This window comes from Streptococcus mitis, assembly GCF_000960005.1.
Lineage (GTDB): Bacteria > Bacillota > Bacilli > Lactobacillales > Streptococcaceae > Streptococcus > Streptococcus mitis_CK.
In genome coordinates this window covers 1,016,233-1,042,903 of the sequence record NZ_JYGP01000002.1, presented here as the reverse complement: position 1 = coordinate 1,042,903, position 26,671 = coordinate 1,016,233, and the positions used below count along the sequence as shown (strand labels likewise).

Annotated in this window: 16 protein-coding genes; 14 read left to right on the top strand and 2 right to left on the bottom strand. The window is 42.5% G+C overall.

What is annotated here, in order from left to right:
• Positions 1–250 precede the first annotated feature (250 nt).
• From cdaA to TZ90_RS06365, 8 genes are all read left to right on the top strand, one after another.
• Positions 251–1,108 (top strand): diadenylate cyclase CdaA, encoded by an 858-nt coding sequence (gene cdaA / locus TZ90_RS06400; protein ID WP_045612093.1) that lies wholly within the window; start codon positions 251–253, stop codon positions 1,106–1,108.
• The gene (locus tag TZ90_RS06395; protein WP_045612091.1) at positions 1,095–1,874 is read left to right on the top strand and encodes a CdaR family protein; all 780 of its coding nucleotides are present in this window, start codon (positions 1,095–1,097) and stop codon (positions 1,872–1,874) included. The genes cdaA and TZ90_RS06395 overlap by 14 nt, the downstream gene beginning before the upstream one ends.
• 24 nt (positions 1,875–1,898) lie before the next feature.
• Complete coding sequence (gene glmM, locus TZ90_RS06390; RefSeq protein ID WP_045612090.1) at positions 1,899–3,251, top strand: phosphoglucosamine mutase; 1,353 nt, start codon at positions 1,899–1,901, stop codon at positions 3,249–3,251.
• Positions 3,252–3,324: 73 nt separating this feature from the next.
• Entirely contained in the window at positions 3,325–3,699 is a 375-nt protein-coding gene (locus tag TZ90_RS06385; RefSeq protein WP_001050081.1) for a DUF1149 family protein, read from the top strand.
• Position 3,700: 1 nt separating this feature from the next.
• A complete protein-coding gene (locus TZ90_RS06380; protein WP_045612088.1) occupies positions 3,701–4,549 on the top strand; it encodes a DegV family protein in 849 nt (282 codons plus the stop codon).
• Between the two features lie 276 nt (positions 4,550–4,825).
• Positions 4,826–5,593 (top strand): 4-hydroxy-tetrahydrodipicolinate reductase, encoded by a 768-nt coding sequence (dapB, locus tag TZ90_RS06375; RefSeq protein WP_045612087.1) that lies wholly within the window; start codon positions 4,826–4,828, stop codon positions 5,591–5,593.
• Entirely contained in the window at positions 5,590–6,789 is a 1,200-nt protein-coding gene (locus TZ90_RS06370; protein ID WP_080890745.1) for a CCA tRNA nucleotidyltransferase, read from the top strand. Before dapB ends, TZ90_RS06370 begins: the two co-directional genes overlap by 4 nt.
• Positions 6,786–8,657, top strand: coding sequence for an ABC-F family ATP-binding cassette domain-containing protein (locus TZ90_RS06365; protein ID WP_045612083.1), 1,872 nt, complete (start codon positions 6,786–6,788; stop codon positions 8,655–8,657). Before TZ90_RS06370 ends, TZ90_RS06365 begins: the two co-directional genes overlap by 4 nt.
• 36 nt (positions 8,658–8,693) lie before the next feature.
• Here the strand turns inward: TZ90_RS06365 and mntE are convergent, their stop codons facing one another.
• On the bottom strand, positions 8,694–9,878 hold the full coding sequence (gene mntE, locus TZ90_RS06360; protein WP_045612082.1) for a CDF family manganese efflux transporter MntE: 1,185 nt from the start codon (positions 9,876–9,878) through the stop codon (positions 8,694–8,696).
• 307 nt (positions 9,879–10,185) lie between these two features.
• Between mntE and TZ90_RS06355 the strand changes: the two genes are divergently transcribed.
• From TZ90_RS06355 to yaaA, 5 genes are all read left to right on the top strand, one after another.
• Entirely contained in the window at positions 10,186–12,882 is a 2,697-nt protein-coding gene (locus tag TZ90_RS06355; RefSeq protein ID WP_045612080.1) for a cation-translocating P-type ATPase, read from the top strand.
• A gap of 112 nt (positions 12,883–12,994) precedes the next feature.
• The gene (locus tag TZ90_RS06350) at positions 12,995–13,405 is read left to right on the top strand and encodes a peptide deformylase (RefSeq protein ID WP_045612079.1); all 411 of its coding nucleotides are present in this window, start codon (positions 12,995–12,997) and stop codon (positions 13,403–13,405) included.
• An 11-nt stretch (positions 13,406–13,416) separates the two neighbouring features.
• On the top strand, positions 13,417–15,012 hold the full coding sequence (locus tag TZ90_RS06345; RefSeq protein WP_045612077.1) for a hypothetical protein: 1,596 nt from the start codon (positions 13,417–13,419) through the stop codon (positions 15,010–15,012).
• A 64-nt stretch (positions 15,013–15,076) separates the two neighbouring features.
• Positions 15,077–15,241 carry a YczI family protein gene (locus tag TZ90_RS06340; protein WP_045612075.1) on the top strand — a complete coding sequence of 55 codons (165 nt, stop codon included), beginning with the start codon at positions 15,077–15,079 and terminating at the stop codon, positions 15,239–15,241.
• Positions 15,242–15,319: 78 nt separating this feature from the next.
• Positions 15,320–16,048 carry a peroxide stress protein YaaA gene (gene yaaA, locus TZ90_RS06335; protein WP_045612073.1) on the top strand — a complete coding sequence of 243 codons (729 nt, stop codon included), beginning with the start codon at positions 15,320–15,322 and terminating at the stop codon, positions 16,046–16,048.
• 47 nt (positions 16,049–16,095) lie between these two features.
• Here yaaA and pclR read toward each other — a convergent pair whose 3' ends face one another.
• Positions 16,096–17,577: a virulence transcriptional activator PclR gene (pclR, locus tag TZ90_RS06330; RefSeq protein ID WP_045612071.1), complete on the bottom strand. Its 1,482-nt coding sequence runs from the start codon at positions 17,575–17,577 to the stop codon at positions 16,096–16,098.
• A 218-nt stretch (positions 17,578–17,795) separates the two neighbouring features.
• Here pclR and pclA point away from each other — a divergent pair, with 218 nt between their 5' ends.
• The gene (gene pclA / locus TZ90_RS06325) at positions 17,796–26,663 is read left to right on the top strand and encodes a pneumococcal collagen-like adhesin PclA (protein ID WP_045612070.1); all 8,868 of its coding nucleotides are present in this window, start codon (positions 17,796–17,798) and stop codon (positions 26,661–26,663) included.
• The last annotated feature ends 8 nt before the right edge of the window (positions 26,664–26,671 follow it).

Here is a 26,671-nt window from a genome sequence, read left to right as displayed (position 1 = left end):
TTTCTCCTTTGTTTTTTCTAGTCATACTCTTTGAAAATCTCTTCAAACCACATCAGCTATATCTGCAACCTCAAAACAGTGTTTTGAGCAACCTGCGGCTAGCTTCCTAGTTTGCTCTTTGATTTTCATTGAGTATCAGTTTATTTTATCATATTTTTTCTTTAATTTAAAATGAAGTAGGATAGGGAAAAAAATGTCAGAAAAATGGTATAATAGAAAGGAGCGTGTTTGGACAGAGAGGAGACAGCAGATGAACTTTCAACAATTATCCAACCTGCAATATTGGACTAGCTTGTTTTCTAGTCCTTGGAGTATTGCAATCAATGTGTTTGATATTTTGATTGTGGCCTATATTTTATATCGTTTTACAAAAGCGATAGCTGGCACCAAGATTATGATTTTGGTGCGTGGGGTCGTGATCTTTGTATTAGCCCAGGTTGTGGCCAATATCCTTGGTTTAACAACGATTTCTTGGTTGATTAATCAGATTATCACCTATGGAGTCATTGCTGCGGTTGTTATCTTCTCTCCAGAGATTCGGACTGGTTTGGAACGCTTGGGAAGGGCGACAGATTTCTTTTCTACTGCTCAAATTAGTGCAGAGGAGCAAATGATTCGTGCCTTTGTCAAGTCGGTTGAATATATGAGTCCTCGTAAGATTGGTGCTCTGGTTGCCATCCAACGAGTTCGGACCTTGCAAGAATACATTGCGACAGGGATTCCTTTGGATGCCAATATTTCAGCTGAACTCCTTATTAATATCTTTATCCCCAACACTCCTCTACATGACGGTGCTGTAATTATCAGAGAAAATCGGATTGCGGTAACTTCTGCCTATCTGCCCTTGACAGAAAGCACAGGGATTTCCAAGGAATTTGGGACCAGACACCGGGCAGCTATCGGTTTGTCAGAAGTATCCGATGCCTTGACCTTCATCGTCTCAGAGGAAACAGGTGGTATTTCTATTACCTACAATGGGGTCTTCAAGCATGATTTGACGATGGAAGAATTTGAAGCAGAGCTACGAACAATTCTTTTGCCAGCTGTTGAGGAAAAAGTCAGTTTCAAGGACCGTTTGCTAGGAGGTTGGAAATATGAGAAAAAATAGTCTATATATCATTTCATCTCTCTTTTTTGCTTGTGTCTTATTTATCTATGCAACGTCAACCAACTTTCAAAATAGCAATACCGCAAGGCAGGTCAAATCAGAAACCTATACCAATACGATAACAAATGTTCCTATCGATATTCACTATGATGATGACCAGTATTTCATTAGCGGATTTGCATCAGAGGTTTCAGTTGTGCTGACAGGAGCCAATCGTGTGACCTTGGCTAGCGAAATGCAGGAAAGTACTCGTAAGTTTAAGGTCACAGCGGATTTGACGGATGCCAGTGTTGGAACGATTGAGGTTCCCTTGAATATTGAAAATCTTCCAAGTGGAATGACTGCTGTGGCAACGCCTCAAAAGATTACAGTGAAAGTTGGGAAGAAGGTTAAACGAGATGGGATGATTGTTGTGCCACAAGTTGACCAAAGCCAGATTGATCCCAAGATACAAATTGATAGTGTAACCGTGTCAAACGAACGAGTTTCTGTCACAACTGACCAAGAAACATTAGCCAAAATCGATCGGATTATTGCGCTTTTACCAACCAGCGAACGCATAACAGGTAATTACAGTGGTTCAGTACCTTTGCAGGCAATCGATCGCAATGGTGTTGTCTTACCGGCAGTTATTACTCCGTTCGACACAACAATGAAGGTGACTACAAAACCAGTAGCACCAAGTTCAAGTACATCAAATTCAACAACAAGCAGTTCGTCGGAGACATCTTCGTCAACGAAAGCAACTAGTTCAAAAACGAATTAAAAATAGGAAAAGGATTTTATAAAAATGGGTAAATATTTTGGGACTGATGGAGTCCGTGGAGAAGCTAACGTAGAATTAACGCCAGAATTGGCCTTTAAACTAGGACGTTTTGGAGGCTATGTTCTCAGTCAACATGAAACGGAAGCACCGAAAGTTTTTGTAGGACGTGATACACGTATTTCAGGAGAAATGCTAGAATCAGCCTTGGTGGCGGGACTCCTTTCTGTGGGGATTCACGTATACAAACTAGGCGTTCTGGCAACACCAGCAGTAGCTTACTTGGTCAAAACTGAAGGAGCAAGTGCCGGTGTCATGATTTCTGCTAGTCACAACCCAGCCCTTGATAATGGGATTAAGTTCTTTGGTGGTGATGGCTTCAAACTGGACGATGAAAAAGAAGCAGAAATTGAAGCCTTGCTAGATGCTGCGGAAGATACTCTTCCTCGTCCAAGTGCTGAAGGCTTGGGAACCTTGGTAGATTATCCAGAAGGCTTGCGTAAGTATGAAGGCTACCTTGTTTCAACTGGAACTCCTCTTGATGGAATGAAGGTTGCCTTGGATACAGCCAATGGTGCAGCTTCTACAAGTGCCCGTCAAATCTTTGCAGATCTTGGCGCTCAATTAACGGTTATCGGGGAAACACCAGACGGTCTTAACATCAACCTTAATGTTGGTTCAACCCACCCAGAAGCCCTTCAAGAAGTGGTCAAAGAAAGTGGCTCAGCTATTGGTTTGGCCTTTGACGGAGACAGTGACCGTTTGATTGCTGTTGATGAGAATGGTGATATCGTTGATGGTGACAAAATTATGTACATCATCGGGAAATACCTTTCTGAAAAAGGACAATTGGCTCAAAATACAATTGTGACAACCGTTATGTCTAACCTTGGTTTCCACAAGGCCTTGGACCGTGAAGGCATTAACAAGGCAGTCACTGCAGTTGGCGACCGCTACGTTGTTGAAGAAATGAGAAAATCAGGCTACAATCTCGGTGGTGAACAGTCTGGTCACGTCATCTTGATGGACTACAATACAACAGGTGATGGTCAATTATCAGCTGTCCAATTGACAAAAATCATGAAGGAAACTGGTAAGAGCTTGTCAGAGTTGGCAGCAGAAGTAACCATCTATCCACAAAAATTAGTCAATATCCGAGTGGAAAATGCCATGAAGGAAAAGGCTATGGAAGTGCCAGCTATCAAGGATATCATCGAGAAGATGGAAGAAGAAATGGCAGGGAATGGCCGTATCCTAGTACGCCCAAGTGGAACAGAGCCCCTCTTGCGTGTTATGGCAGAAGCGCCTACAACAGAAGAAGTGGACTACTATGTTGATACCATCGCAGACGTAGTTCGAGCTGAAATCGGGATTGACTAAATCCTAGAAAACTAGATGAAAATAAAAAATTATGGTACAATAGCTTATAATATTGTAGCCAAGGGAGAAAGACATGAATCTTAAACGTGAACAAGAATTTGTTAGTCAGTATCATTTTGATGCGCGTAATTTTGAATGGGAAAATGAAAATGGAGCTCCTGAAACTAAGGTGGATGTGAACTTCCAACTAATTCAACATGACCAAGAAAATCAAGTGACTTCCTTGATTGTTGTCTTGAGTTTTATGATTGTATTTGATAAATTTGTCATCAGTGGAACCATTTCACAGGTGAACCATATCGATGGTCGTATTGTTAACGAACCAAGTGAATTGAACCAAGAAGAAGTGGAAACCTTGGCTCGTCCATGTTTGAACATGCTCAACCGTTTGACTTACGAAGTAACTGAAATTGCATTAGACTTACCAGGAATCAATTTGGAGTTCTAATATGAAATTAGCTGTTATCACAGATTCCTCTGCCTATCTCAGTGCAGAGGCCTTGCAAAGAGAAGATTTATATGTCTTGGATATTCCTGTCAATATTGATGGTGAAGAGTATGTCGAAGGCATCAATCTGACTGCTGAGGAATTTTACCAAAAAATGTCTCAGGCCTCTGAATTGCCTAAGACCAGTCAACCAAGTATTGCCAAGTTAGATGAGATTCTAACTTCGCTTAAAGAACAAGGCTATACACATGTTTTGGGGCTTTTCCTATCTTCTGGAATTTCAGGTTTTTACCAAAATATCCAGTACATGGTCGATGATTATGAGGGCTTAACCATTGCCTTCCCAGACACTTTGATTACAAGTGCTCCTCTGGGTATCATGGTTGAGAGTGTCTTTAACTGGCGAGACCAGGGCGATGATTTTGCCATCATTCAGGATAAGCTAGCCATTCAAATCAGCCGTACGTCAGCTTTTATCATGGTAGATGATTTAGATCATTTGGTAAAAGGTGGGCGCCTTTCAAATGGAGCTGCGATTTTGGGCAGTCTGCTAAGCATTAAGCCAATCCTCTATTTTAATGATCAAGGTGTGATTGAAGTGTACGAAAAAGTTCGTACTGAAAAGAAAGCAACTAAGCGCTTAATTGAGATTATCAAGGAAGCCACAGCTTCAGGCCAATACCGTATCATTGTCATTCACGGAAATGCCCCTGAAAAGGCTGAGGAATTGCGTCAGCACTTACTTGAATCTGGAGTAGGTACGGATATTTCACTTGCTACATTTGGTAGTGTCATTGGAACACACCTAGGAGCAGGAAGTATTGCTCTAGGTTATATTCCAGTGATTTAGTTGGCGCTTCTAGGCTAGTTAAGAAATCTTGTATCATAGCAATTGAACACGGACTACCTGCCTCTTGAAAAAAGATGCTAGTCTTGCCTTTCATGGAAAGTCAGTGCCATTCCCTATTTTTCATGGGCAGCTAAGGTCCTTTGTATCTTGATAATTGAACACGCCTGGAACCCTCTGTGAAAAAGATAGTTCTTCCAAGGAGTATCTACTCCTTGATCAGAACTCCTATTTTCACTTTGTGTTCCTACAGGCTTTGTATCTTAAATAGGAGTAAAGATGAGTATTCGAGTAATTATTGCTGGTTTTAAGGGAAAGATGGGCCAGGCTGCTTGTCAGATGGTCTTGGTTGATCCAGACTTGGACTTGGTAGCAGTTTTGGATCCTTTTGAGTCTGAATCAGAATGGCAGGGTATTCCTGTTTTCAAGGATAAGGCTGATTTGGTTGGTTTTGAAGCGGATGTCTGGGTAGATTTTACTACTCCAACTGTTGCCTACGAAAATACACGTTTTGCTCTTGAAAATGGCTTTGCTCCAGTAGTTGGAACAACAGGTTTCACAAGTGAAGAAATTGCAGAGCTAAAAGAATTTTCTCGTGCCCAAGATTTGGGTGGTTTGATAGCTCCAAATTTCGCCTTGGGTGCTGTCTTGCTTATGCAATTTTCAAGGCAGGCTGCTAAATATTTCCCAAATGTGGAGATTATCGAGCTCCATCATGACAAGAAAAAGGATGCTCCGAGTGGAACTGCTATTAAAACAGCTGAGTTAATGGCAGAAGTTCGAGAGTCTATCCAGCAGGGTGCAGCAGATGAGCAAGAATTGATTACAGGTGCCCGTGGTGCTGACTTTGATGGCATGCGGATCCACTCAGTACGTTTGCCAGGCTTAGTAGCCCATCAGGAAGTAATCTTTGGCAATCAGGGAGAAGGATTGACCCTCCGTCATGACTCCTATGATCGCAGCTCCTTCATGACAGGGGTGAATTTGGGAATTAAAGAAGTTGTCAAGCGTCATGAGCTTGTCTATGGATTAGAACACTTATTATGAGATTAACGCAAATGCCTTCTGAATTTCAGAAGGCTTTACCAGTATTAGAAAAAATTAAAGAAGCAGGTTTTGAGGCCTATTTTGTTGGGGGTTCTGTTCGAGATGCCCTCCTCAATCGTCCCATCCACGATGTGGACGTTGCGACGTCTTCTTATCCAGAAGAGACCAAGCAGATTTTTCCGCGAACAGCCGATATCGGAATCGAGCATGGAACTGTCTTGGTCTTAGATGGGGACGAGGAATATGAGGTGACTACTTTTCGGACAGAAGATGTCTATGTGGACTATCGTAGACCTAGTGCGGTTTCTTTTGTTCGCTCGCTAGAAGAAGACCTCAAGCGCCGTGATTTTACAGTCAATGCCTTTGCCTTGGATGAGACAGGAGAAATCGTTGACTTGTTCCATGGTTTAGACGATTTGGAAAATCAAGTCTTGAGGGCGGTTGGAGTGGCAAGTGAGCGTTTCAACGAAGATGCTTTGCGGATTATGCGTGGCTTCCGTTTTCAGGCCAGTCTTGGCTTTGAGCTTGAGCCAGAAACCTTTAAAGCTATGAAGACTTTGACGCCACTTTTGGAGAAAATTTCTGTGGAGCGTACCTTCGTTGAGTTTGATAAACTCTTGCTGGCTCCATTTTGGAGAAGGGGCTTGACTTCCATGATTGAGAGTCAAGCTTATGATTATCTCCCTGATATGGCAGCTAGTCAGGACAAGCTTAACAGACTGTTTGAGTTAGAGACTGATTTCACTTTTGAATCCTCTGAACAAGCCTGGGCGGCTCTACTATGGGCTTTGGAGATTGAAAATGCGCGGCTATTTTTGAAGGCTTGGAAGACCTCACGTCAGTTTGCCAAGCAAGTTCAGGATTTACTGACTATTTTGGCCTTGCGTGAAAAGGGAGATTTGAGCAAGCGCGATTGTTACCGCTTTGACTTGGAGTTGCTTTTACAGGCTGAAAATCTTCGTCAGGCTCAAGGAAAACCAGTCAATCCGCAAGCTATCACAGAAACCTACCAGAGTTTGACCATTCATGATAAGAAAGAAATTCAGATTAATGGTGGTATTTTAATTAAGGAATATGGTTATCAGCCAGGACCTGACTTGGGTGAGATTTTAACAGAAATTGAGTGTGCCATTGTCGATGGAGAATTGGAAAATGACCGTCAAGCCATCCATGCTTATCTGAGGGAGAAAAAATGAGTGATTTTATCGTTGAAAAACTAAGTAAATCCGTCGGTGACAAGACCGTTTTTAAGGATATTTCCTTTATCATCCATGACTTGGATAGAATTGGTTTAATCGGTGTCAATGGAACAGGGAAGACCACCCTTTTAGATGTTCTTTCTGGTGTTTCTGGCTTTGATGGGGATGTCAGTCCCTTTTCAGCTAAGAATGATTACCAGATTGGTTACTTGACCCAAGATCCTGATTTTGATGATAGCAAGACGGTCTTGGATACAGTCTTATCCAGCGATCTCAAGGAAATCCAGCTTATTCGTGAGTATGAACTCCTCATGCTCAACTATAGTGAGGACAAGCAGGCGCGTTTGGAACGGGTCATGGCAGAAATGGATTCTCTCCAAGCTTGGGAAATTGAGAGTCAGGTAAAGACTGTCCTTAGCAAGCTGGGTATTCAGGACTTATCCACTCCTGTTGGGGAATTGTCAGGTGGTCTAAGAAGACGGGTCCAGTTGGCGCAAGTTTTACTTGGTAACCACGACCTCTTACTTCTGGATGAGCCGACCAACCATTTGGATATTGCGACTATTGAGTGGCTGACCCTCTTTTTGAAAAATTCCAAGAAAACAGTCCTCTTTATCACCCACGATCGCTACTTCTTAGACGCTTTGTCAACACGTATTTTCGAGTTGGACCGAGCTGGATTGACCGAGTACCAGGGCAATTATCAGGACTATGTTCGCCTAAAGGCGGAACAGGATGAGCGTGATGCGGCTCTTCTCCACAAAAAGGAACAACTTTATAAGCAAGAATTGGCCTGGATGCGCAGACAACCGCAGGCGCGTGCGACCAAGCAGCAGGCTCGTATCAATCGTTTCCATGACTTGAAGAAAGAGGTTTCAGGCAGTAGTGCTGAGACAGACTTGACTATGAACTTTGAAACCAGTCGGATTGGGAAGAAAGTCATCGAGTTTCAGGATGTTTCTTTTGCCTATGAGAATAAGCCCATTTTACAAGACTTTAATCTCTTGGTGCAGGCTAAAGATCGTATTGGAATTGTTGGGGACAACGGTGTTGGGAAATCAACCCTGCTCAACCTGATTGCAGGCAGTCTTGGGCCGACAGCAGGTCAAGTTGTGATAGGGGAAACTGTTCGCATCGCCTATTTCTCTCAACAAATTGAGGGCTTGGATGAAAGCAAGCGAATGATCAATTACCTGCAGGAAGTGGCAGAAGAGGTCAAGACCAGCGGTGGTTCTACGACTTCCATCGCTGAGTTGCTGGAGCAGTTCCTTTTCCCACGTTCGACGCATGGAACCTTGATTGAGAAATTGTCTGGGGGAGAGAAGAAACGTCTTTACCTCCTCAAATTGCTCTTGGAAAAACCAAATGTTCTTCTCTTGGACGAGCCGACAAATGACCTAGATATTGCAACCTTGACAGTCTTGGAAAATTTCTTGCAAGGCTTTGCAGGTCCTGTCTTGACAGTTAGTCACGACCGCTATTTCTTGGATAAGGTAGCGACCAAGATTCTCGCTTTTGAGGATGGCAAGATTCGTCCTTTCTTTGGTCATTACACTGATTACCTTGATGAAAAAGCCTTTGAAACAGAGATGGCCAATCAAGTGCAAAAGGCTGAAAAGGAAAAAGTGGTCAAGGTCCGTGAAGACAAGAAACGCATGACCTACCAAGAAAAGCAGGAGTGGGCAAACATTGAAGGCGATATTGAAGCCTTGGAGAATCGTATCGCTGCTATTGAAGAGGAGATGCAGGCCAACGGCTCTGACTTTGGTAAGCTGGCTACTCTCCAAAAAGAGCTAGATGAAAAAAACGAAGCACTCCTTGAAAAATACGAACGCTATGAATATTTAAGTGAATTTAATAGCTAGAAGAATAGAAAAATCCCGTCTCATGACAGGATTTCTCTATTCTTTTTTAGTTTCTTGATGAAAGACATTTTGCCAAGTTTCGTGGCGACGCCAGATACTGGTATGGACAATTCCATCCATCTCATAGCAGATGAGTTTGGTCTTCTGACTGATGGAAGTGATCTGTATGTCCTTAATCGCAGCTTTAAGTTCTTTTTCGGCCTTATAAGCCTCTTTATCCATCTGTTCTCCATCTTGACGAATATAGACAAAATCGTCAGCCAAGAGTTCTTCCAGTTGATTTCCTTGGTCAATCAATTGTTCGCGCATAAGCAATTTTTTATAGACATTGTCTAAAATCTCATCCTCAGGGATAGGTGCGGGCTCGATATGGACATCGGTATCAAAAACCCCAAAACGTTCCTCCAGCATAGACTCGACTTGATCCGCAATCTCGTGGCTTTCAAAAACAGACAGGTCAGGATTCATCTCCAGCGTGATATCCAGGTAAATGTTGCTACCGTAGGTACGACCTCTTTGAGATTTAACCTTGCTAATTTTGGGAATTTCCATGATAGCCTTTTGATAGTCCTCAAGCAGACGGTCGTCAAAACCATCTGAAAGACTAAAGGATGACTCGATAAAGATATCATAGGCAGTTTTCAAGATAAAGAAAGTGATGATGATAGCGACCAGTTTATCCACAATGGGATAATTGAAACTGCTGGCTAGGATGGCAATGGTAGTTCCCAGTGAGGTAACAGCATCAGAAAGATTGTCCTTTGCTGCGGTCTTCAGTGCTTTGGAGTTGGATTTCTTACTGAGGCGAGTATTGTAGAGATAAACTAGAAACATAATCGCTGCAGAAATGATTCCTAGAGTTGCACCCAGAGGATCAATGACCGTTTCTTCACGACTGAGAATCTTCTGAATGGTATCCCTTAGAACATCAAAGCCAACATAGAACATGATGATGGAAGTGACTAAACTAGCCAAATCTTCAATCTTCCAGTGACCAAAACGGTGGTCTCGGTCAGCAGGCTGGCGTGCCATCCGGATTCCAATCAAGAGGGCCACATTTCCAATGATGTCCGACACGTTGTTAAAACCATCGGCCACCAAACTGGATGAATGGAGGAGGTGCCCAGTTGCTAATTTCGCTGCAGACAAGATCAAATAGGTCGAAATACTGATAATGGCCCCACGCTCAGCTAACTTGAGATTTGAGATAGATTGCTTCATTCAACTTCCTTTCTAGTCACATAGCATTTTACCATTATACTGGTTTTCAAGGGAAAATTCAAATAAGGCAGTTTTTACTCTTTGAAAACTTTTCAAAATTTGGTATAATAGTACTACTCAAGGGAGTAGCTGGCAGAAACCTGTGATAGTGTCGTCATTCCGAATTTTATACTGAAAAGTATGCTTTCCGGCACTATCTTAAACAGCGAGACTTGTTATGATTAACAGGTCTCTTTTTGTTTGTCGTGAAAAGATACGATGAGGGAAAAGAGAGTCTGTTTTGCACACAATGTCAAGGAGGAGACACATGTCAAAAGAACAAAAACGCCAAGCGTTTTACACTCAGAGTCCTGAAGAGGTCTTGCAGGCTGTGGATGCGACCGAGCAAGGCTTGTCATCAAGTGAGGCAGAAAAGCGCCTTGCCGAATTTGGCCACAATGAACTCGAAGAAGGCGAGAAACGATCAATCCTGGTCAAATTCATCGAGCAATTTAAGGATTTGATGATTATTATCCTAGTTGCGGCAGCAATCTTGTCAGTTGTGACTTCTGGTGGGGAAGATATCGCAGATGCCATTATCATCCTAGCCGTGGTTATCATCAACGCTGCCTTTGGTGTTTACCAAGAAGGAAAAGCAGAAGAAGCTATCGAAGCCCTCAAATCTATGTCTAGTCCAGCTGCCCGCGTTCTTCGTGATGGTCATATGGCTGAGATTGACTCTAAAGAATTGGTGCCAGGTGATATCGTTGCCCTCGAAGCAGGTGATGTAGTACCAGCAGACCTACGTTTGCTTGAAGCCAACTCTCTTAAAATCGAAGAAGCAGCTCTTACAGGTGAGTCTGTGCCAGTCGAAAAAGACTTGACAGTTGAACTTGCTGCAGATGCTGGTATTGGGGACCGTGTCAACATGGCCTTCCAAAACTCTAACGTGACCTATGGTCGTGGTCTTGGTGTTGTTGTCAATACAGGTATGTACACGGAAGTTGGTCATATCGCGGGTATGCTCCAAGATGCGGATGAGACGGATACACCACTCAAACAAAACTTGAACAACCTTTCTAAGGTCTTGACCTATGCTATCTTGGTCATTGCCCTTGTTACTTTTGTAGTTGGTGTTTTCATTCAAGGCAAAAATCCACTCGGTGAGTTGATGACCTCTGTTGCGCTTGCCGTTGCAGCAATTCCAGAAGGGCTACCAGCTATCGTAACTATCGTTCTTGCCCTTGGTACTCAAGTTTTAGCCAAACGAAACTCTATCGTTCGTAAATTGCCAGCAGTAGAAACACTTGGTTCAACTGAAATCATCGCTTCTGATAAGACTGGCACGCTGACCATGAACAAGATGACCGTCGAAAAAGTCTTCTACGATGCAGTCCTACATGACTCAGCTGATGATATTGAACTAGGTCTTGAAATGCCCCTTCTTCGTTCAGTTGTCTTGGCCAATGATACGAAAATTGATGTTGAAGGCAACCTGATTGGTGACCCAACCGAAACAGCCTTCATCCAATATGCCTTGGACAAGGGCTACGATGTCAAAGGGTTCTTAGAGAAATATCCACGTGTGGCTGAGTTGCCATTTGATTCTGAACGTAAGCTCATGTCAACAGTTCATCCACTTGCAGATGGACGCTTCCTCGTCGCTGTTAAAGGTGCGCCAGACCAACTCTTGAAACGTTGTGTTCTTCGTGATAAGGCTGGGGATATTGCTCCGATTGATGAGAAGGTTACAAACCTCATTCATACAAACAATTTTGAAATGGCCCACCAAGCCTTGCGTGTCCTTGCAGGTGCTTATAAGATTATTGACAGCATTCCAGAAAACCTGACTTCTGAAGAGCTTGAAAATGATTTAATCTTTACTGGTTTGATTGGGATGATTGACCCTGAACGTCCTGAAGCTGCTGAGGCTGTTCGTGTGGCTAAGGAAGCGGGAATTCGTCCAATCATGATTACGGGTGACCATCAAGACACTGCAGAAGCTATTGCCAAACGTTTGGGAATCATCGATGCAAATGATACAGAAGGACACGTTTTAACTGGTGCTGAGCTCAACGAACTGTCAGATGAAGACTTTGAAAAAGTAGTTGGTCAATACTCTGTTTATGCCCGTGTATCTCCAGAACACAAGGTTCGTATCGTCAAGGCTTGGCAAAAACAAGGTAAAGTCGTTGCCATGACAGGTGATGGTGTCAATGATGCGCCAGCTCTGAAAACAGCCGACATCGGTATCGGTATGGGAATCACTGGTACAGAGGTTTCTAAGGGGGCTTCTGACATGATTCTTGCAGATGATAACTTTGCGACTATTATTGTTGCAGTTGAAGAAGGACGTAAGGTCTTCTCAAACATTCAAAAGACTATTCAGTATCTGCTTTCTGCCAATACTGCTGAAGTATTAACTATCTTCCTATCAACCTTGTTTGGTTGGGATGTCTTGCAGCCAGTTCATCTTTTGTGGATTAACTTGGTAACAGATACCTTCCCAGCAATTGCACTAGGTGTTGAACCTGCTGAGCCTGGTGTCATGAATCATAAACCACGTGGACGCAAGGCAAGCTTCTTCTCAGGTGGTGTTTTGAGTTCTATCATCTATCAAGGTGTACTCCAAGCAGCTATTGTTATGAGTGTTTATGGACTTGCAATTGCTTACCCAGTTCATGTGGGTGACAATCATGCCATTCATGCAGATGCTCTAACGATGGCCTTTGCAACCCTTGGTTTGATTCAGCTCTTCCATGCCTACAATGTGAAATCTGTTTACCAATCCATCTTGACAGTTGGCCCATTCAAGTCTAAGACCTTCAACTGGTCTATCTTGGTATCCTTCATCCTTCTTATGGCAACAATCGTCGTAGAGCCGCTTGAAGGAATCTTCCACGTAACCAAACTAGACTTGTCTCAATGGGGAATTGTTATGGCTGGAAGCTTCTCAATGATTATCATTGTCGAAATCGTTAAATTTATCCAACGTAAACTCGGTTTTGACAAGAATGCGATTTAAAAAGGTCATCTTCGGATGGCTTTTTGCTACAGTTAAGGGAAAGGGCTTGCAGTTATCGGCTTTTGTGCTATAATTGCTATAATATAGTAAAAAGTAGGAGGAGTGTGAGGAAGTGGAGAAGAAAATTGTAAAGGATATTTTGTTTTTATCTCAGGTGTCTCAGCCGGCAAGTCAGGAAGATCTGTATCTTGCCAGAGATTTACAAGATACGCTCTTAGCAAATCGTGAGACTTGTGTCGGTCTGGCTGCCAATATGATTGGGGTGCAGAAGCGTGTGATTATCTTTAATCTTGGTTTGGTTCCTGTGGTCATGTTTAATCCAGTGCTCCTATCCTCTGAAGGAGCTTATGAGACAGAAGAAGGCTGTTTGTCCTTGACAGGTGTGAGACCTACTAAGCGTTATGAAACCATAAGGGTTGCCTATCGTGACAGCAAGTGGCAGGAACAGACCATTACTTTGACAGGCTTCCCAGCCCAGATTTGCCAGCATGAACTGGATCACTTGGAAGGACGAATCATTTAGGAGGAAAGCAAATGAAACGAATAGTCTTTGAACTTATTTTTATCGCAACGACCTGGTATATCTTTTTACCGCCTCTTAACCTGACCAGCTGGGAATTTCTCTTTTTCCTCTGTGGGCATTTGCTGGTTGTAGCTATCTTATTTGGCTTTGGCAGGGGAATCAATCTGGTCAAAACAGTCCATGTGCGTCATGGCAAAGCGGAAGCTGCCTTAAATCTTGAGGGTTTCAAAATCAATCGGTTAGGGAAAATCCTTTTAGCTTCTATTGGAGGAATTCTTCTCTTAGCAGCCTTGGTTTCCTTGGTGACTTCCAGCATTTTTCAGGCTAAAAATTATGCCAATGTAGTCACGGTTACGGAAAAAGACTTTACTGAATTTCCTAAGACTGACACCAGTAAGGTTCCAATCTTAGATAGAAGTACTGCTGAAAAAATTGGGGACCGCTACTTGGGTTCCCTAACGGATAAGGTGTCGCAGTACGTAGCGGCAGACACCTATACCCAATTGACGATTGATGGGAAACCTTATCGGGTTACACCGCTAGAATACGCAGATCCTATCAAATGGTTTAACAATCAAGCCAAGGGAATCGGCGAGTATATCAAGGTAGACATGGTAACTGGTAATGCGGACTTGGTGGACTTGAAGACACCAATCAAGTATTCTGACTCGGAGTATTTTAACCGCGATGTCAAACGTCACCTGCGCTTGAAGTACCCAACCAAGATCTTCAAAACTCCATCCTTCGAGGTGGACGATGAGGGCAATCCTTTCTATGTAGCAACGGTTTACCAAAAGCAATTTGGACTTGCGGTTCCTCGTCCTGTTTCAGTCATTATCTTGGATGCCACAAATGGAGAAACCAAGGAATACAGCTTGGCAGATGTTCCAGAATGGGTGGACAGGGTCTATCCAGCTGAGGAAACTATTGAGCAAATCAACTACAACGGCAAGTACAAGGACGGTTTCTGGAATGCCATGATTTCCAAGAAAAACGTGACCCAGACTACCAAGGGTTATAATTACTTGTCTATCGGCAATGACATCTACCTCTACACAGGTGTGACATCGGCCAATGCAGATGAAAGTAATCTTGGTTTCATCCTTGAAAATATGCGGACAGGAGAAATCACTAAGTATAGCTTAGCTTCTGCGACAGAAGAATCAGCCCGTGAATCAGCAGAAGGTGCTGTTCAGGAGAAATCCTACAAGGCAACCTTCCCAATCCTCATCAACCTCAATGACAAGCCTCTCTACATCATGGGCTTGAAGGACAATGCTGGCTTGGTCAAAGAGTACGCTCTGGTAGACGCAGTCGAGTACCAAAATGTTATCGTAGCTACGACAGTGGAAGAGATGCTCAGCAAGTATGCCAATAAAAACGACCTTGAAATTGATAATGAAACCACAGAAAGTATCAAGGGTGTGGTAGCAGACCTCAAATCAGCTGTTATCAAGGGTGATACCGTCTACTTCTTTAAAGTTGATGGCAAGATATACAAGGTCAAGGCTTCTGTATCAGATGATCTGCCTTACCTCGAAAATGGTAAAACCTTCGAAGGTCAAGTAGGAAAAGACAATTATCTCAAGACCTTTAAAGTGCAGTAAAAAAGGTTTATTTAAGAAATATATGTTATAATAAGGTAAATTAAGACTAATGGAGGACAAACAAATGGGTTTTTATTTGATGGTTGCTTCAATGCTACTCGGATTGTTCGCTTTGAAGATAGGTTTTTCTCAGTTCAAGGAGAAAAAAGATAAATTCTTATCTATCTTAACAAGTTTAGCCGGTACAATCCTTGTTCTCGTGGCTGTCTGGTTAGGATGGCCAAAATAAACAGAAAAACCTCGGGCAAACCGAGGTTTTTTAGATGAATTTCTTGGTTGTGGTTAAAAAATATGCTACACTATTAATATGAAAATTTTAATCCCAACAGCAAAAGAAATGAACACAGACTTGCCGAGTATTGAAGCCGCTCCTTTAAAACCAGGAAGTCAGGCTGTGTTGGATGCCTTGGCTCTCTATTCTGCCAGTCAATTGGAGAGTTTTTACAAAGTTTCAGCCGAGAAAGCTGCGGAAGAATTTCAACATATCCAAGTTTTGAAAAGGCAAACTGCTCAACACTACCCAGCCTTGAATCTATTTGATGGGCTTATGTACCGCTACATCAAGCGAGACAAATTGACCGAGGCAGAACAAGCCTATCTTGAAAATCATGTCTTTATTACTTCGGCTTTGTACGGAGTCGTTCCAGCCTTGTCACCTATGCCACCTCACCGTTTGGACTTTTTGATGAAATTAAAAGTCGCTGGTAAGACTTTGAAGAGCCATTGGAAGGCAGCCTATGATGAAGCTATGAATGGTGAAGACCTAATTTTCTCCCTCTTGTCGTCTGAGTTTGAGACCGTATTTTCTAAGGAAATCAGAGAAAAAATGGTGACCTTCAAATTCATGGAGGATAGAGGTGGTCAGCTGAAGATTCATTCAACTATTTCAAAGAAAGCGCGTGGTGCTTTCCTGACAGCCCTGATAGAAAATCAAGTACAGACGGTGGAGGAAGCTCGTCGCTTAAGCTTTGCAGGGTTTACCTACAGAGAAGATTTGTCACAGCCACAGGAATTGGTTTTTGTTAAGGAAGTATAGAAATCAGATAAGAGAAAAAGTCAGCAGGACCCTGCTGACTTTTTAGTTTATAAAGTATTTATATGAATCTCATTTGATAAAGTATTAAGATGATTAACCAAATCCATGATTGACAGATGGTTTCGACAAATAAACTTCTTGGTAATCCCTGGAATATAGAAATTAGACACGATGATATCGTAATCTGTCTGATTTAAAATCTCAGGGCTTGTTTCCAATTCATCCCAAATATCGAAGGTAAAGCGGTTATTACAGTAATAGGAAAGCATATCAACAAAGGTAAGGGATATAGCATGGTCAAAGTTACTGATAATCAAAACCTTGATAGGTGGTCGATTTTCTAACAACTGAGTAGAGAGGTTTTCAGCATGGGTTAAGATGGTGTACATCAAGTGTTCCAACTGTTCAGGATGGTCATGCTGTCCAATTGCTTGACGGTATTGAGCCAGTTCTTGACGCGCACTTCCCATAAAGTCTGGGAAGTAAACTTCAAATTTTTTAATCGTCAATGCTTTTTGTTCAAATAGGATTGGGGTAGAAAAGATTTCCTGTCTTTCAAAGAAAGCAGTGTTGTGTAAATGCCAAATCAGCTCATCGTGGTTGGTAAAAGTAATCTTATATTGTTTTGATAGGCGTTCTAATATTTGACTAAGTAATTGGTATGAGTATCTTGCTTCACTGTTTTCTTCTAAAGAGTTGAAGAATTCTTGAGGATTTAAGAAAAGATTGTTTTGAATAAAGGATATAAAAATTTGGGCGATGATATCTGGAGTGATTTCAAGTCCCAGTTTTTCAGAGAAATGGACAAGTAGCTCCTCAAAATTTGGAATATTCATCAAAAGAGGGTAGTATTCATCGAAGAAATGATTTGGTAAGTCGATAAAATGACCATTTTTGACGCGGTAAATACTGATAGCTATCATCAATTTGTACATTCTATAAATTGAAAATCGCATTGGATAATTCGTGATTTTATAGAAGAAATCAGCAAACTCTGTTAAATCCTCCTCAGGAAGGTCTGGAAAAGGCCAGTCTAGGAAATAATAGCGCTCAGAAAAGTATTGGGCAAAAAAATAACGAATATCCGTTTCATTACCAAGAATTGCAGTAGGGGTAAAAGATAATTCAATCTGAAATTGTGATGATAGAGTTTTTGTAATATTTCGGCCTAATCGATAGAGGTTGGCACTACTTGAGTGAAGATTTTCTATCGTTCGATAAATAGGTAGCCCCTCATTGAAGAACATATACTCTAGTAATTGAAAAGACTGAGAATGAGCAAGAAAATATTGATAAATATCTTCTACACTAGTGTTAACATCTAAATCTATCATAATTCCGTTAACGGAAGATTGGATGTCAATATTTGGGAAAGCTGTTCGTAATTCATTTAAATCATTTTTTAGGATTCGTTCTGTACATCCTAATTTTTCGGCAAGTGCATGTAATCTTATCCAATTACGAGTCTGAATTAAGATTTCCATTAAACGTAATTGTCTTTGATCTTTTGTGGATAAAAGGTTGCGCATGTAGGTAATTTCCTCCTAAATTATATTGTATCATAATTATGATTCTTTTGTACAAAAAAAACAAGAATTAAAAATATGTACATTAAATTCAAAAAAAAAAAAAAAAAAATATGGCTCCATGGTACAAAAATCAGATATATTAATTTCATAGATAATATTGATTAATGTCTCAAATAGTTGTAAAGTGTAAACTATAAAATACTATCTAGGAGTTTGAAATGAAACATTCACATAAGAAATCATTTGACTGGTATAGCATGCAACAACGATACTCTATTCGTAAGTATCACTTTGGTGCGGCTAGTGTCTTGCTCGGGACAGCCTTAGTCTTGGGAACTGCTGCCAATGCGCAATCAGTACAAGCAGAGGAACAACATCCTGAGGCAACTAATAGTGTTTCTGTTGATAAGGTAGATGAAGCTACTAAACCAGCAGAAGTTTCTACACCTAAAAAAGAAACAACTTATGCAGCTCCAACTGTTGCGAATCCAGTAGAAACGACTCCAGCTAAAACTGAAGAAGCTACTAGACCAGCAGAAAAAGTTGAAGAAGCAAAAGACAAAAAAGAAGCAAGTCATCAAGATGCTGTTGACAAGTCAAAATTGTTAACGGCTCTTTCGCGTGCTAAAAAACTTGAGAGTAAGTTATATACAGAAGCAAGTGCTGCTAACTTGCAAGCAAGTATCCAAGCTGGTCAAGGTTTGCTTGGGAAAGCAGATGCGACTGAAGCTGAAGTATCAGCAGCAGAGTCATCTATCCAATCAGCTATTATTGGTCTAGAACTTCGTTCTAACTCTGATAAAGGAACTGTATCAGAAACTCCTGTAGTGAAGAAAGCTGACACAGCAGAAGCCAAAGAAGAAGCTAAGCCAGCTGCAACAACGACTGACCGTTCAGCCGTTGATAGTAGCGTTTTAGCAACTAATGCACCTGCCAAAGTAGAAACAACTTCAGCTCCAGAATCTACTAATGAAATCTTGAAACCAGGTTTGAGCCTTTCTGATGCTCGCCAAAATCCAGCTATCCGTAAGGAAGACTTGGATAAAGGGCATAGTGGTTTTAGAGCGGCTAGCAATCCAGCCAACCCAATTGTCTCAGGTTCTGGAAATACAGTTGCATTTTCAGATATCAGCCAAGGTGGTCGTAGCTATAGTTTCCGTGGCTACGGGAACTCACGTGGTGGTAATTCAATTCATTACGATGTAACAACAGTACGTCAAGGTAATAAATTGAATTTCACAATCAAATATTCTGGTCCGGGCGAATTTGTTAATAATAACTTTATCTTGGATAAAGGGGATGGATTTGGAAATCCTTCCAATGCGACAATCACAACTCCAAGGTTAAGAGATCAATCAAAACCTATTAGCCAAGGTGCCAACTACGTATCTCACTCAGGATACAGTATGACCTCTGCTACTTCAACAAATACGGAACAAACAATCAGATTTAGTTTGCCAATCAATAATCCAAATGGTGACTTGTCTGTTCGTTTGAAACCTGTTACTTTTAACGTGGACCAAGGTGGTGGTGGTGCCGCTACTAGCAATGACCCATACAGCAACTCCAACTATTATCATAGAGCAAATCCACTATACTTGGATGCAAACCCTTATGGTGGTACTAATAATAAGACTGTTTCAGAAGACATTGATTTCCAAACAGTCTACCTTCCAACTAGTAAATTACCAGAAGGTCAAACTAGATTAGTTCGAGAAGGTGAAAAAGGACAACGTCAAATTACCTATAAAGTCCATCGATTTGGTAATGAAACAATCCTAGGATTGCCAATTAGTAATTCTGTTACTAAAGAAGCTAAGCCACGTATTATGCAAATTGGTGTGGCTAAAGAGCTAATCGATACAGTAAAACCACGTGTTGATCAAAATAAAGTTGGTGATACAAATAACCTCACTTTCTATCTTGATAACGATGGAAATGGTGTTTATACTGAAGGCGTAGACGAACTTGTTCAAAAAATTGCTATTAAAGATGGAGCCAAGGGTGAAAAAGGGGACCACGGTGAACGCGGTCTAACTGGAGCTAAAGGTGAAAAAGGGGACCAAGGTGAACGCGGTTTAACTGGAGCTAAAGGTGAAAAAGGAGCCCAAGGTGAACGCGGTCTCACTGGAGCTAAAGGTGAAAAAGGAGACCGAGGCGAACGCGGTTTAACTGGAGCTAAAGGTGAAAAAGGAGACCGAGGCGAACGTGGTCTCACTGGAGCCCAAGGTGCCAAAGGTGAAAAAGGAGACCGAGGCGAACGCGGTCTGACTGGAGCCCAAGGAGCTAAAGGTGAAAAAGGAGACCAAGGTGAACGCGGTCTAACCGGAGCCCAAGGTGCTAAAGGTGAAAAAGGAGACCAAGGTGAACGCGGTTTAACTGGAGCTAAAGGTGAAAAAGGAGACCAAGGCGAACGCGGTCTCACTGGAGCTAAAGGTGAAAAAGGAGACCAAGGCGAACGCGGTCTCACTGGAGCTAAAGGTGAAAAAGGAGACCAAGGTCAGGCAGGTCGTGACGGTGTAACTCCAACCGTAACCGTTAAAGATAATAAAAATGACGGCACTCATACTATCACTATTAACGACGGTAGAGGTAATGTTACAAGTACTGTTGTAAGAGATGGTTTCGATGGCGCAAGTCCATTAGTTGCGACTCAACGAAATGAAGCAGATAAAACAACAACTGTTATCTTCTATTACGATAAAAATGGAAACAACGAATTAGATGCTTCTGATAAGAAATTAAAAGAAGTTGTCATTGCAGATGGTGCTAAAGGTGAAAAAGGGGACCAAGGCGAACGTGGTCTAACCGGAGCGCAAGGTGAAAAAGGCGAACGTGGAGACCGTGGTGAAACAGGAGCAGCGGGACGTGACGGAAAAACTCCAAAAATCACAACTGCTCGTGGAGCAGACGGCCGTAGTACTGATATTACATTTACTATTCCTGGTGAAGAACCTGTAACAGTTAACATTAAAGATGGTAAAGATGGACGTACACCAACCATCGACTTAAATGCCTTAGCTGAAGCAGCAGCAAGATTAAACAATCAAAGAAGCGGAAGAGTAAGAAGAGCTTTAGCAGACGCCCCATCTACAGCACCAGCAGAAAAACCAAGAGAAGGTACTCTTATTACAGCGTACTTTGATAACAATGGTAATGGTCGATACGATGAAGGTATAGATGAATTAATTGCTAAACAACCAATTTATAATGGTACAGACGGTGCCAATGGTGCAGCAGGTGCAGCCGGACGTAATGGTGCTGAACTATTAAGTGGACCTAAACCACCAACATCAAATGATGGAAAAGATGGCGACACCTACATCGATGCAACTACTGGTGATGTTTACAAAAAAGAAGGTGAAAACTGGAACCAAATTGGTAACATTCGTGGACCTCAAGGTCTAAAAGGTGAAGCCGGAGTTGCAGGACCACAAGGGCCACAAGGGCTACAAGGACCTAAGGGTGACCAGGGTGCTCAAGGTCTTCAAGGTCTTCAAGGTCTTCAAGGTCGTGATGGTCAAGACGGAGCACAAGGTTTACCAGGACGCGACGGACGTGATGGCGCAGCAGGTCGTGACGGACGTGATGGACGCGACGGTAAAGATGTCTTGAACGGCAAAGTTAACCCAGAAGCAAATCAAGGTAAAGACGGCGATAAATACGTTAATACAGAAACAGGCGACGTCTTCGTTAAGAATAACGGCAACTGGGATAAAGAAGGCAACATCAAAGGCCCTAAAGGGGACAAAGGTGAACAAGGTCTTCAAGGTCGTGATGGTCAAGACGGAGCACAAGGTTTACCAGGACGCGACGGACGTGATGGCGCAGCAGGTCGTGACGGACGTGATGGACGCGACGGTAAAGACGTCTTGAACGGCAAAGTTAACCCAGAAGCAAATCAAGGTAAAGACGGCGATAAATACGTTAATACAGAAACAGGCGACGTCTTCGTTAAGAATAACGGCAACTGGGAAAAAGAAGGCAACATCAAAGGCCCTAAAGGGGACAAAGGTGAACAAGGTCTTCAAGGTCGTGATGGTCAAGACGGAGCACAAGGTTTACCAGGCCGCGACGGACGTGATGGCGCAGCAGGTCGTGATGGACGTGATGGCCGCGACGGAAAAGACGTCTTAAACGGCAAAGTCAACCCAACTACAGAAGGTAAAGACGGCGATAAATACGTTAACACAGAAACTGGTGACGTTTTCGTTAAGAATAACGGCAACTGGGAAAAAGAAGGCAACATCAAGGGACCTAAGGGTGATAAAGGTGAACAAGGTCTTCAAGGTCGTGATGGTCAAGACGGAGCCCAAGGTTTACCAGGCCGCGACGGACGTGATGGAGCAGCAGGTCGTGACGGACGTGATGGACGCGACGGTAAAGACGTATTGAACGGCAAAGTTGATCCAACTACAGAAGGTAAAGACGGCGATAAATACGTTAACACAGAAACTGGTGACGTCTTCGTTAAGAATAACGGCAACTGGGAAAAAGAAGGCAACATCAAGGGACCTAAGGGTGATAAAGGTGAACAAGGTCTTCAAGGTCGTGATGGTCAAGACGGAGCCCAAGGTTTACCAGGCCGCGACGGACGTGACGGAGCAGCAGGTCGTGACGGACGTGATGGACGCGACGGTAAAGACGTATTGAACGGCAAAGTTGATCCAACTACAGAAGGTAAAGACGGCGATAAATACGTTAACACAGAAACTGGTGATGTTTTCGTTAAGAATAACGGCAACTGGGAAAAAGAAGGCAACATCAAGGGACCTAAGGGTGACAAAGGTGCACAAGGTCTTCAAGGACGTGATGGTCAAGACGGAGCCCAAGGTTTACCAGGCCGCGACGGACGTGATGGAGCAGCAGGTCGTGACGGACGTGATGGACGCGACGGTAAAGACGTATTGAACGGCAAAGTCAACCCAACTACAGAAGGTAAAGACGGCGATAAATACGTTAACACAGAAACAGGTGACGTCTTCGTCAAGAACAACGGCACATGGGAAAAAGAAGGTAACATCAAGGGACCTAAAGGTGCCCAAGGTGCCCAAGGTCTTCAAGGTGAACGTGGTCAAGACGGAGCCCAAGGTTTACCAGGTCGCGATGGACGTGATGGAGCGCAAGGACCAGCAGGACGTGATGGACGCGACGGAAAAGACGTATTGAACGGCAAAGTTGATCCAACTACAGAAGGTAAAGACGGCGATAAATACGTTAACATAGAAACTGGTGACGTTTTCGTTAAGAATAACGGCAACTGGGAAAAAGAAGGCAACATCAAAGGCCCTAAAGGTGACAAAGGTGAACAAGGTCTTCAAGGTCGTGATGGTCAAGACGGAGCACAAGGTTTACCAGGTCGTGATGGACGTGATGGAGCGCAAGGACCAGCAGGACGTGATGGACGCGACGGAAAAGACGTATTGAACGGCAAAGTTGATCCAACTACAGAAGGTAAAGACGGCGATAAATACGTTAACACAGAAACAGGTGACGTTTTCGTTAAGAACAATGGCACATGGGAAAAAGAAGGCAACATCAAGGGACCTAAGGGTGACAAAGGTGAACAAGGTCTTCAAGGTCGTGATGGTCAAGACGGAGCACAAGGCTTACCAGGCCGCGACGGACGTGATGGAGCGCAAGGTCGTGACGGACGTGATGGACGCGACGGAAAAGACGTCTTGAACGGCAAAGTCAACCCAACTACAGAAGGTAAAGACGGCGATAAATACGTTAACACAGAAACAGGTGACTTCTTCGTTAAGAACAACGGCACATGGGAAAAAGAAGGCAACATCAAGGGACCTAAGGGTGACAAAGGTGAACGTGGAGAAGATGGTAAGACTCCAGAAGTAACTGTAACTCCAGGTAAAGATGGTCATAGTACCGACATTACATTCACTGTTCCAGGTAAAGATCCAGTTACAGTAAATGTTAAGAACGGAGAAAATGGTCTAAACGGTAAAACTCCAAAAGTTGATTTGCTTCGTGTCGAAGGACAAAACGGAAATCCATCTCATACAATTGTGACATTCTATACTGATGAAAACAATGATGGTAAGTACACTCCAGGAACTGATGAACTTCTAGGTTCTGAAATGATTAAAGATGGTGCTAAAGGTGCGGACGGACGTGATGGTAAATCATTGCTTACTGTCAAAGATGGTAAAGAAACTAAAGTTTACCAAGAAGATCCAGCACATCCAGGTCAACCATTGAACCCAGAAAAACCTCTAGCAGTTATTAAAGACGGAGTGGACGGAGTCTCTCCAACAGTAACAGCTGTTCGTAAGGATGATGAAGGGCATAAGGGTGTAGAAATCACTGTTGATAACCATGATGGTTCACAACCAACTACAGTCTTTGTTCAAGATGGTGCTAAGGGAGAAACTGGTGCAACCGGTCAGGATGGACAAACTCCTACAATCACTACTCAACGTGGACAAGATGGCCAAAGCACTGTTGTAACTATCACAACACCAGGTAAAGATCCAGTAACCTTCACTGTAAAAGATGGTAAGAATGGTAAAGATGGCCGTACACCAACTATTGACTTAAATGCATTGGTGGAAGCAGTTAGAAGAGGCGCTGGATCAACTTCTAATTCACAACCTTCTGGAACATCAAGAAGTGCAAGAAGAGCAAGAAGTGTAGGAGATAATCCAGATGAAGGAAATACACCAGCTCAACCAGCAAATACAGACTCAACAGGTTCACAACCAGTAGAGGGTACTCGTATTACAGCATACTATGATAATAATGGTAACGGTAAATACGATCCAGGTGTGGATGAATTAATTGGTACAAGTGATATCTTGAATGGTACAAATGGACGTAATGGTACAGATGGAGCTTCTGGTACAAATGGACGTAACGGTGCTGAATTACTAAGTGGAGTTACTGCCCCAACTGCTAATGATGGTAAAGACGGTGATACTTATATCGACGCCAATACAGGTGATGTTTACAAGAAAGAAAATGGTTCTTGGAACAAGATTGGTAACATCCGCGGACCTCAAGGAGTAGCCGGTGAAAAAGGCGACAAAGGTGAAAAAGGTGAAAAAGGTGAAAATGGAGCTAATGGAGTAGACGGTAAATCACCAGTTGTAAATGTAACGGACAATGGAGATGGAACACACTCTATTACTGTTAGAAACCCTGATGGTTCTGAATCAACAACTAAAGTTAAAGATGGTAAAGACGGTAAAACTGCCAATATCACTACAACAGAAAATCCAGATGGAAGCCACACAATCACTGTAACAAATCCAGATGGATCAACAAAAGAAACTGTTGTTAAAAACGGTAAAGACGGTAAGACTCCAAAAGTTGAAGTGACTGATAACAACGATGGAACTCACACAGTTAAAGTTACGGATGGAGATGGCAATGTTACCAACGCTATCATCAAAGATGGTAAAGACGGTAAAGCTGCAACAGCAACAACAACAGAAAACCCAGATGGAAGCCACACTGTAACAATCACTAACCCAGATGGAACTAAGAATGAGTTTGTTGTTAAGAATGGACGTGACGGTGTTGACGGACGTACTCCAACCGCATCTGTTCGTGATAATGGAGACGGAAGTCATACAATCGTTATTACAAATCCAGAAGGTGTGACAACTGAAACAACAGTTCGTGATGGTAAATCACCAAAAGTGACTATAACTGATGAACAAAATGGAACTCATAAGATCTCAGTTCTAAATGGTGATGGCACAACTACTGAAACAATCATTAAAGATGGTAAATCACCAGTAGCGACTGTTACTGACAACCATGATGGTACTTACACAATTCGTGTAGAAAACGGTAATGGTACTGTTTCTGAAACCACAGTTCGTGACGGTAAATCACCAACTGCTAAGGTTGTGGATAACGGAGATGGAACTCACACTATCACAGTTGTGAACTCAGACGGTACAACTACAACAACTACAGTTCGTGATGGTAAAGAACCAAAACTTGAAGTGATTGATAACAACAATGGTTCACACACTATTAAAGTAACAGGTGCTGATGGTAAAGAAACTACAACTACAATCTTTGATGGTAAATCACCAAAAGCGAACATCGTTGATAACGGAGACGGAACTCACACATTAACAATCGTAGATTCTGATGGCCGTGAATACAAATCTATTATCAAAGATGGTAAAGACGGTAAAGATGGAGTTTCACCAACTGTAACTGTTAAAAATAATAACGATGGAACTCACGTAGTTACAATTACAAATCCTGATGGAAGTAAGACAGAAATGGTGATTAAAGACGGTAAAGATGGTAAATCACCAAAAGTTTCTGTTGAAGATAATGGAGATGGAAGTCATACAATCACAATCATCAATTCTGACGGAACTGTGACAAAAACAGTTATTAAAGATGGCAAAGATGGTAGAGATGGACGTGATGGTCGAGACGGCAAAGACGGAAAATGTGGATGCCAAGACAAACCAGTAACACCATCAAATGACAAACCAGTTCCTCCAACACCTAATATGCCAGAAGGACCTAAATTTGCAATGCCAGAACCACCAGTTCATGAATTGCCAGAATTTAACGGTGGTGTGCCAGGAATACCAGAAGTTCACGAATTACCAGAATTCAATGGTGGAGTACCAGGTATGCCTGAAGTTACTGAAGTACCAGAATTAGATATTCCAACAGTACCAGTACAACCAACACCAAATGTACCGGTTAAACCTGTACCAGTACAACCAACACCAAATGTACCGGTTAAACCTGTACCAGTACAACCAACACCAAATGTACCGGTAAAACCTGTGCCAGCGCAACCAACACCAAATGTACCGACACCAGAAGTGCCAGTACAACCAACTCCAGTTGTTCCAACACCAGAAGTACCGGTTAAACCAGTACCAGCGGTTCCAGAACAACCAGTAGTACCAACACCGGCTCAACCAGCAACTCCAGTAAATGCTAACCCAGTAGTACCAACTACAGTTAAAGAAAACCATGGGGACAAATTACCAGAAACTGGAAGCCAATCTGATTATATCTCTGTTCTTCTAGGTAGCGGTATTCTATTGAGCCTATATGTAGGTCGAAGAAAAGAAGATTAATCAGCAAA

Bases quoted from the DNA above. Each gene is read 5' to 3' on its own strand.
- cdaA (WP_045612093.1), top strand. From the start codon at position 251: ATGAACTTTCAACAATTATCCAACCTGCAATATTGGACTAGCTTGTTT.
- TZ90_RS06395 (WP_045612091.1), top strand. From the start codon at position 1,095: ATGAGAAAAAATAGTCTATATATCATTTCATCTCTCTTTTTTGCTTGT.
- glmM (WP_045612090.1), top strand. From the start codon at position 1,899: ATGGGTAAATATTTTGGGACTGATGGAGTCCGTGGAGAAGCTAACGTA.
- TZ90_RS06385 (WP_001050081.1), top strand. From the start codon at position 3,325: ATGAATCTTAAACGTGAACAAGAATTTGTTAGTCAGTATCATTTTGAT.
- TZ90_RS06380 (WP_045612088.1), top strand. From the start codon at position 3,701: ATGAAATTAGCTGTTATCACAGATTCCTCTGCCTATCTCAGTGCAGAG.
- dapB (WP_045612087.1), top strand. From the start codon at position 4,826: ATGAGTATTCGAGTAATTATTGCTGGTTTTAAGGGAAAGATGGGCCAG.
- TZ90_RS06370 (WP_080890745.1), top strand. From the start codon at position 5,590: ATGAGATTAACGCAAATGCCTTCTGAATTTCAGAAGGCTTTACCAGTA.
- TZ90_RS06365 (WP_045612083.1), top strand. From the start codon at position 6,786: ATGAGTGATTTTATCGTTGAAAAACTAAGTAAATCCGTCGGTGACAAG.
- mntE (WP_045612082.1), bottom strand. From the start codon at position 9,878: ATGAAGCAATCTATCTCAAATCTCAAGTTAGCTGAGCGTGGGGCCATT.
- TZ90_RS06355 (WP_045612080.1), top strand. From the start codon at position 10,186: ATGTCAAAAGAACAAAAACGCCAAGCGTTTTACACTCAGAGTCCTGAA.
- TZ90_RS06345 (WP_045612077.1), top strand. From the start codon at position 13,417: ATGAAACGAATAGTCTTTGAACTTATTTTTATCGCAACGACCTGGTAT.
- TZ90_RS06340 (WP_045612075.1), top strand. From the start codon at position 15,077: ATGGGTTTTTATTTGATGGTTGCTTCAATGCTACTCGGATTGTTCGCT.
- yaaA (WP_045612073.1), top strand. From the start codon at position 15,320: ATGAAAATTTTAATCCCAACAGCAAAAGAAATGAACACAGACTTGCCG.
- pclR (WP_045612071.1), bottom strand. From the start codon at position 17,577: ATGCGCAACCTTTTATCCACAAAAGATCAAAGACAATTACGTTTAATG.
- pclA (WP_045612070.1), top strand. From the start codon at position 17,796: ATGAAACATTCACATAAGAAATCATTTGACTGGTATAGCATGCAACAA.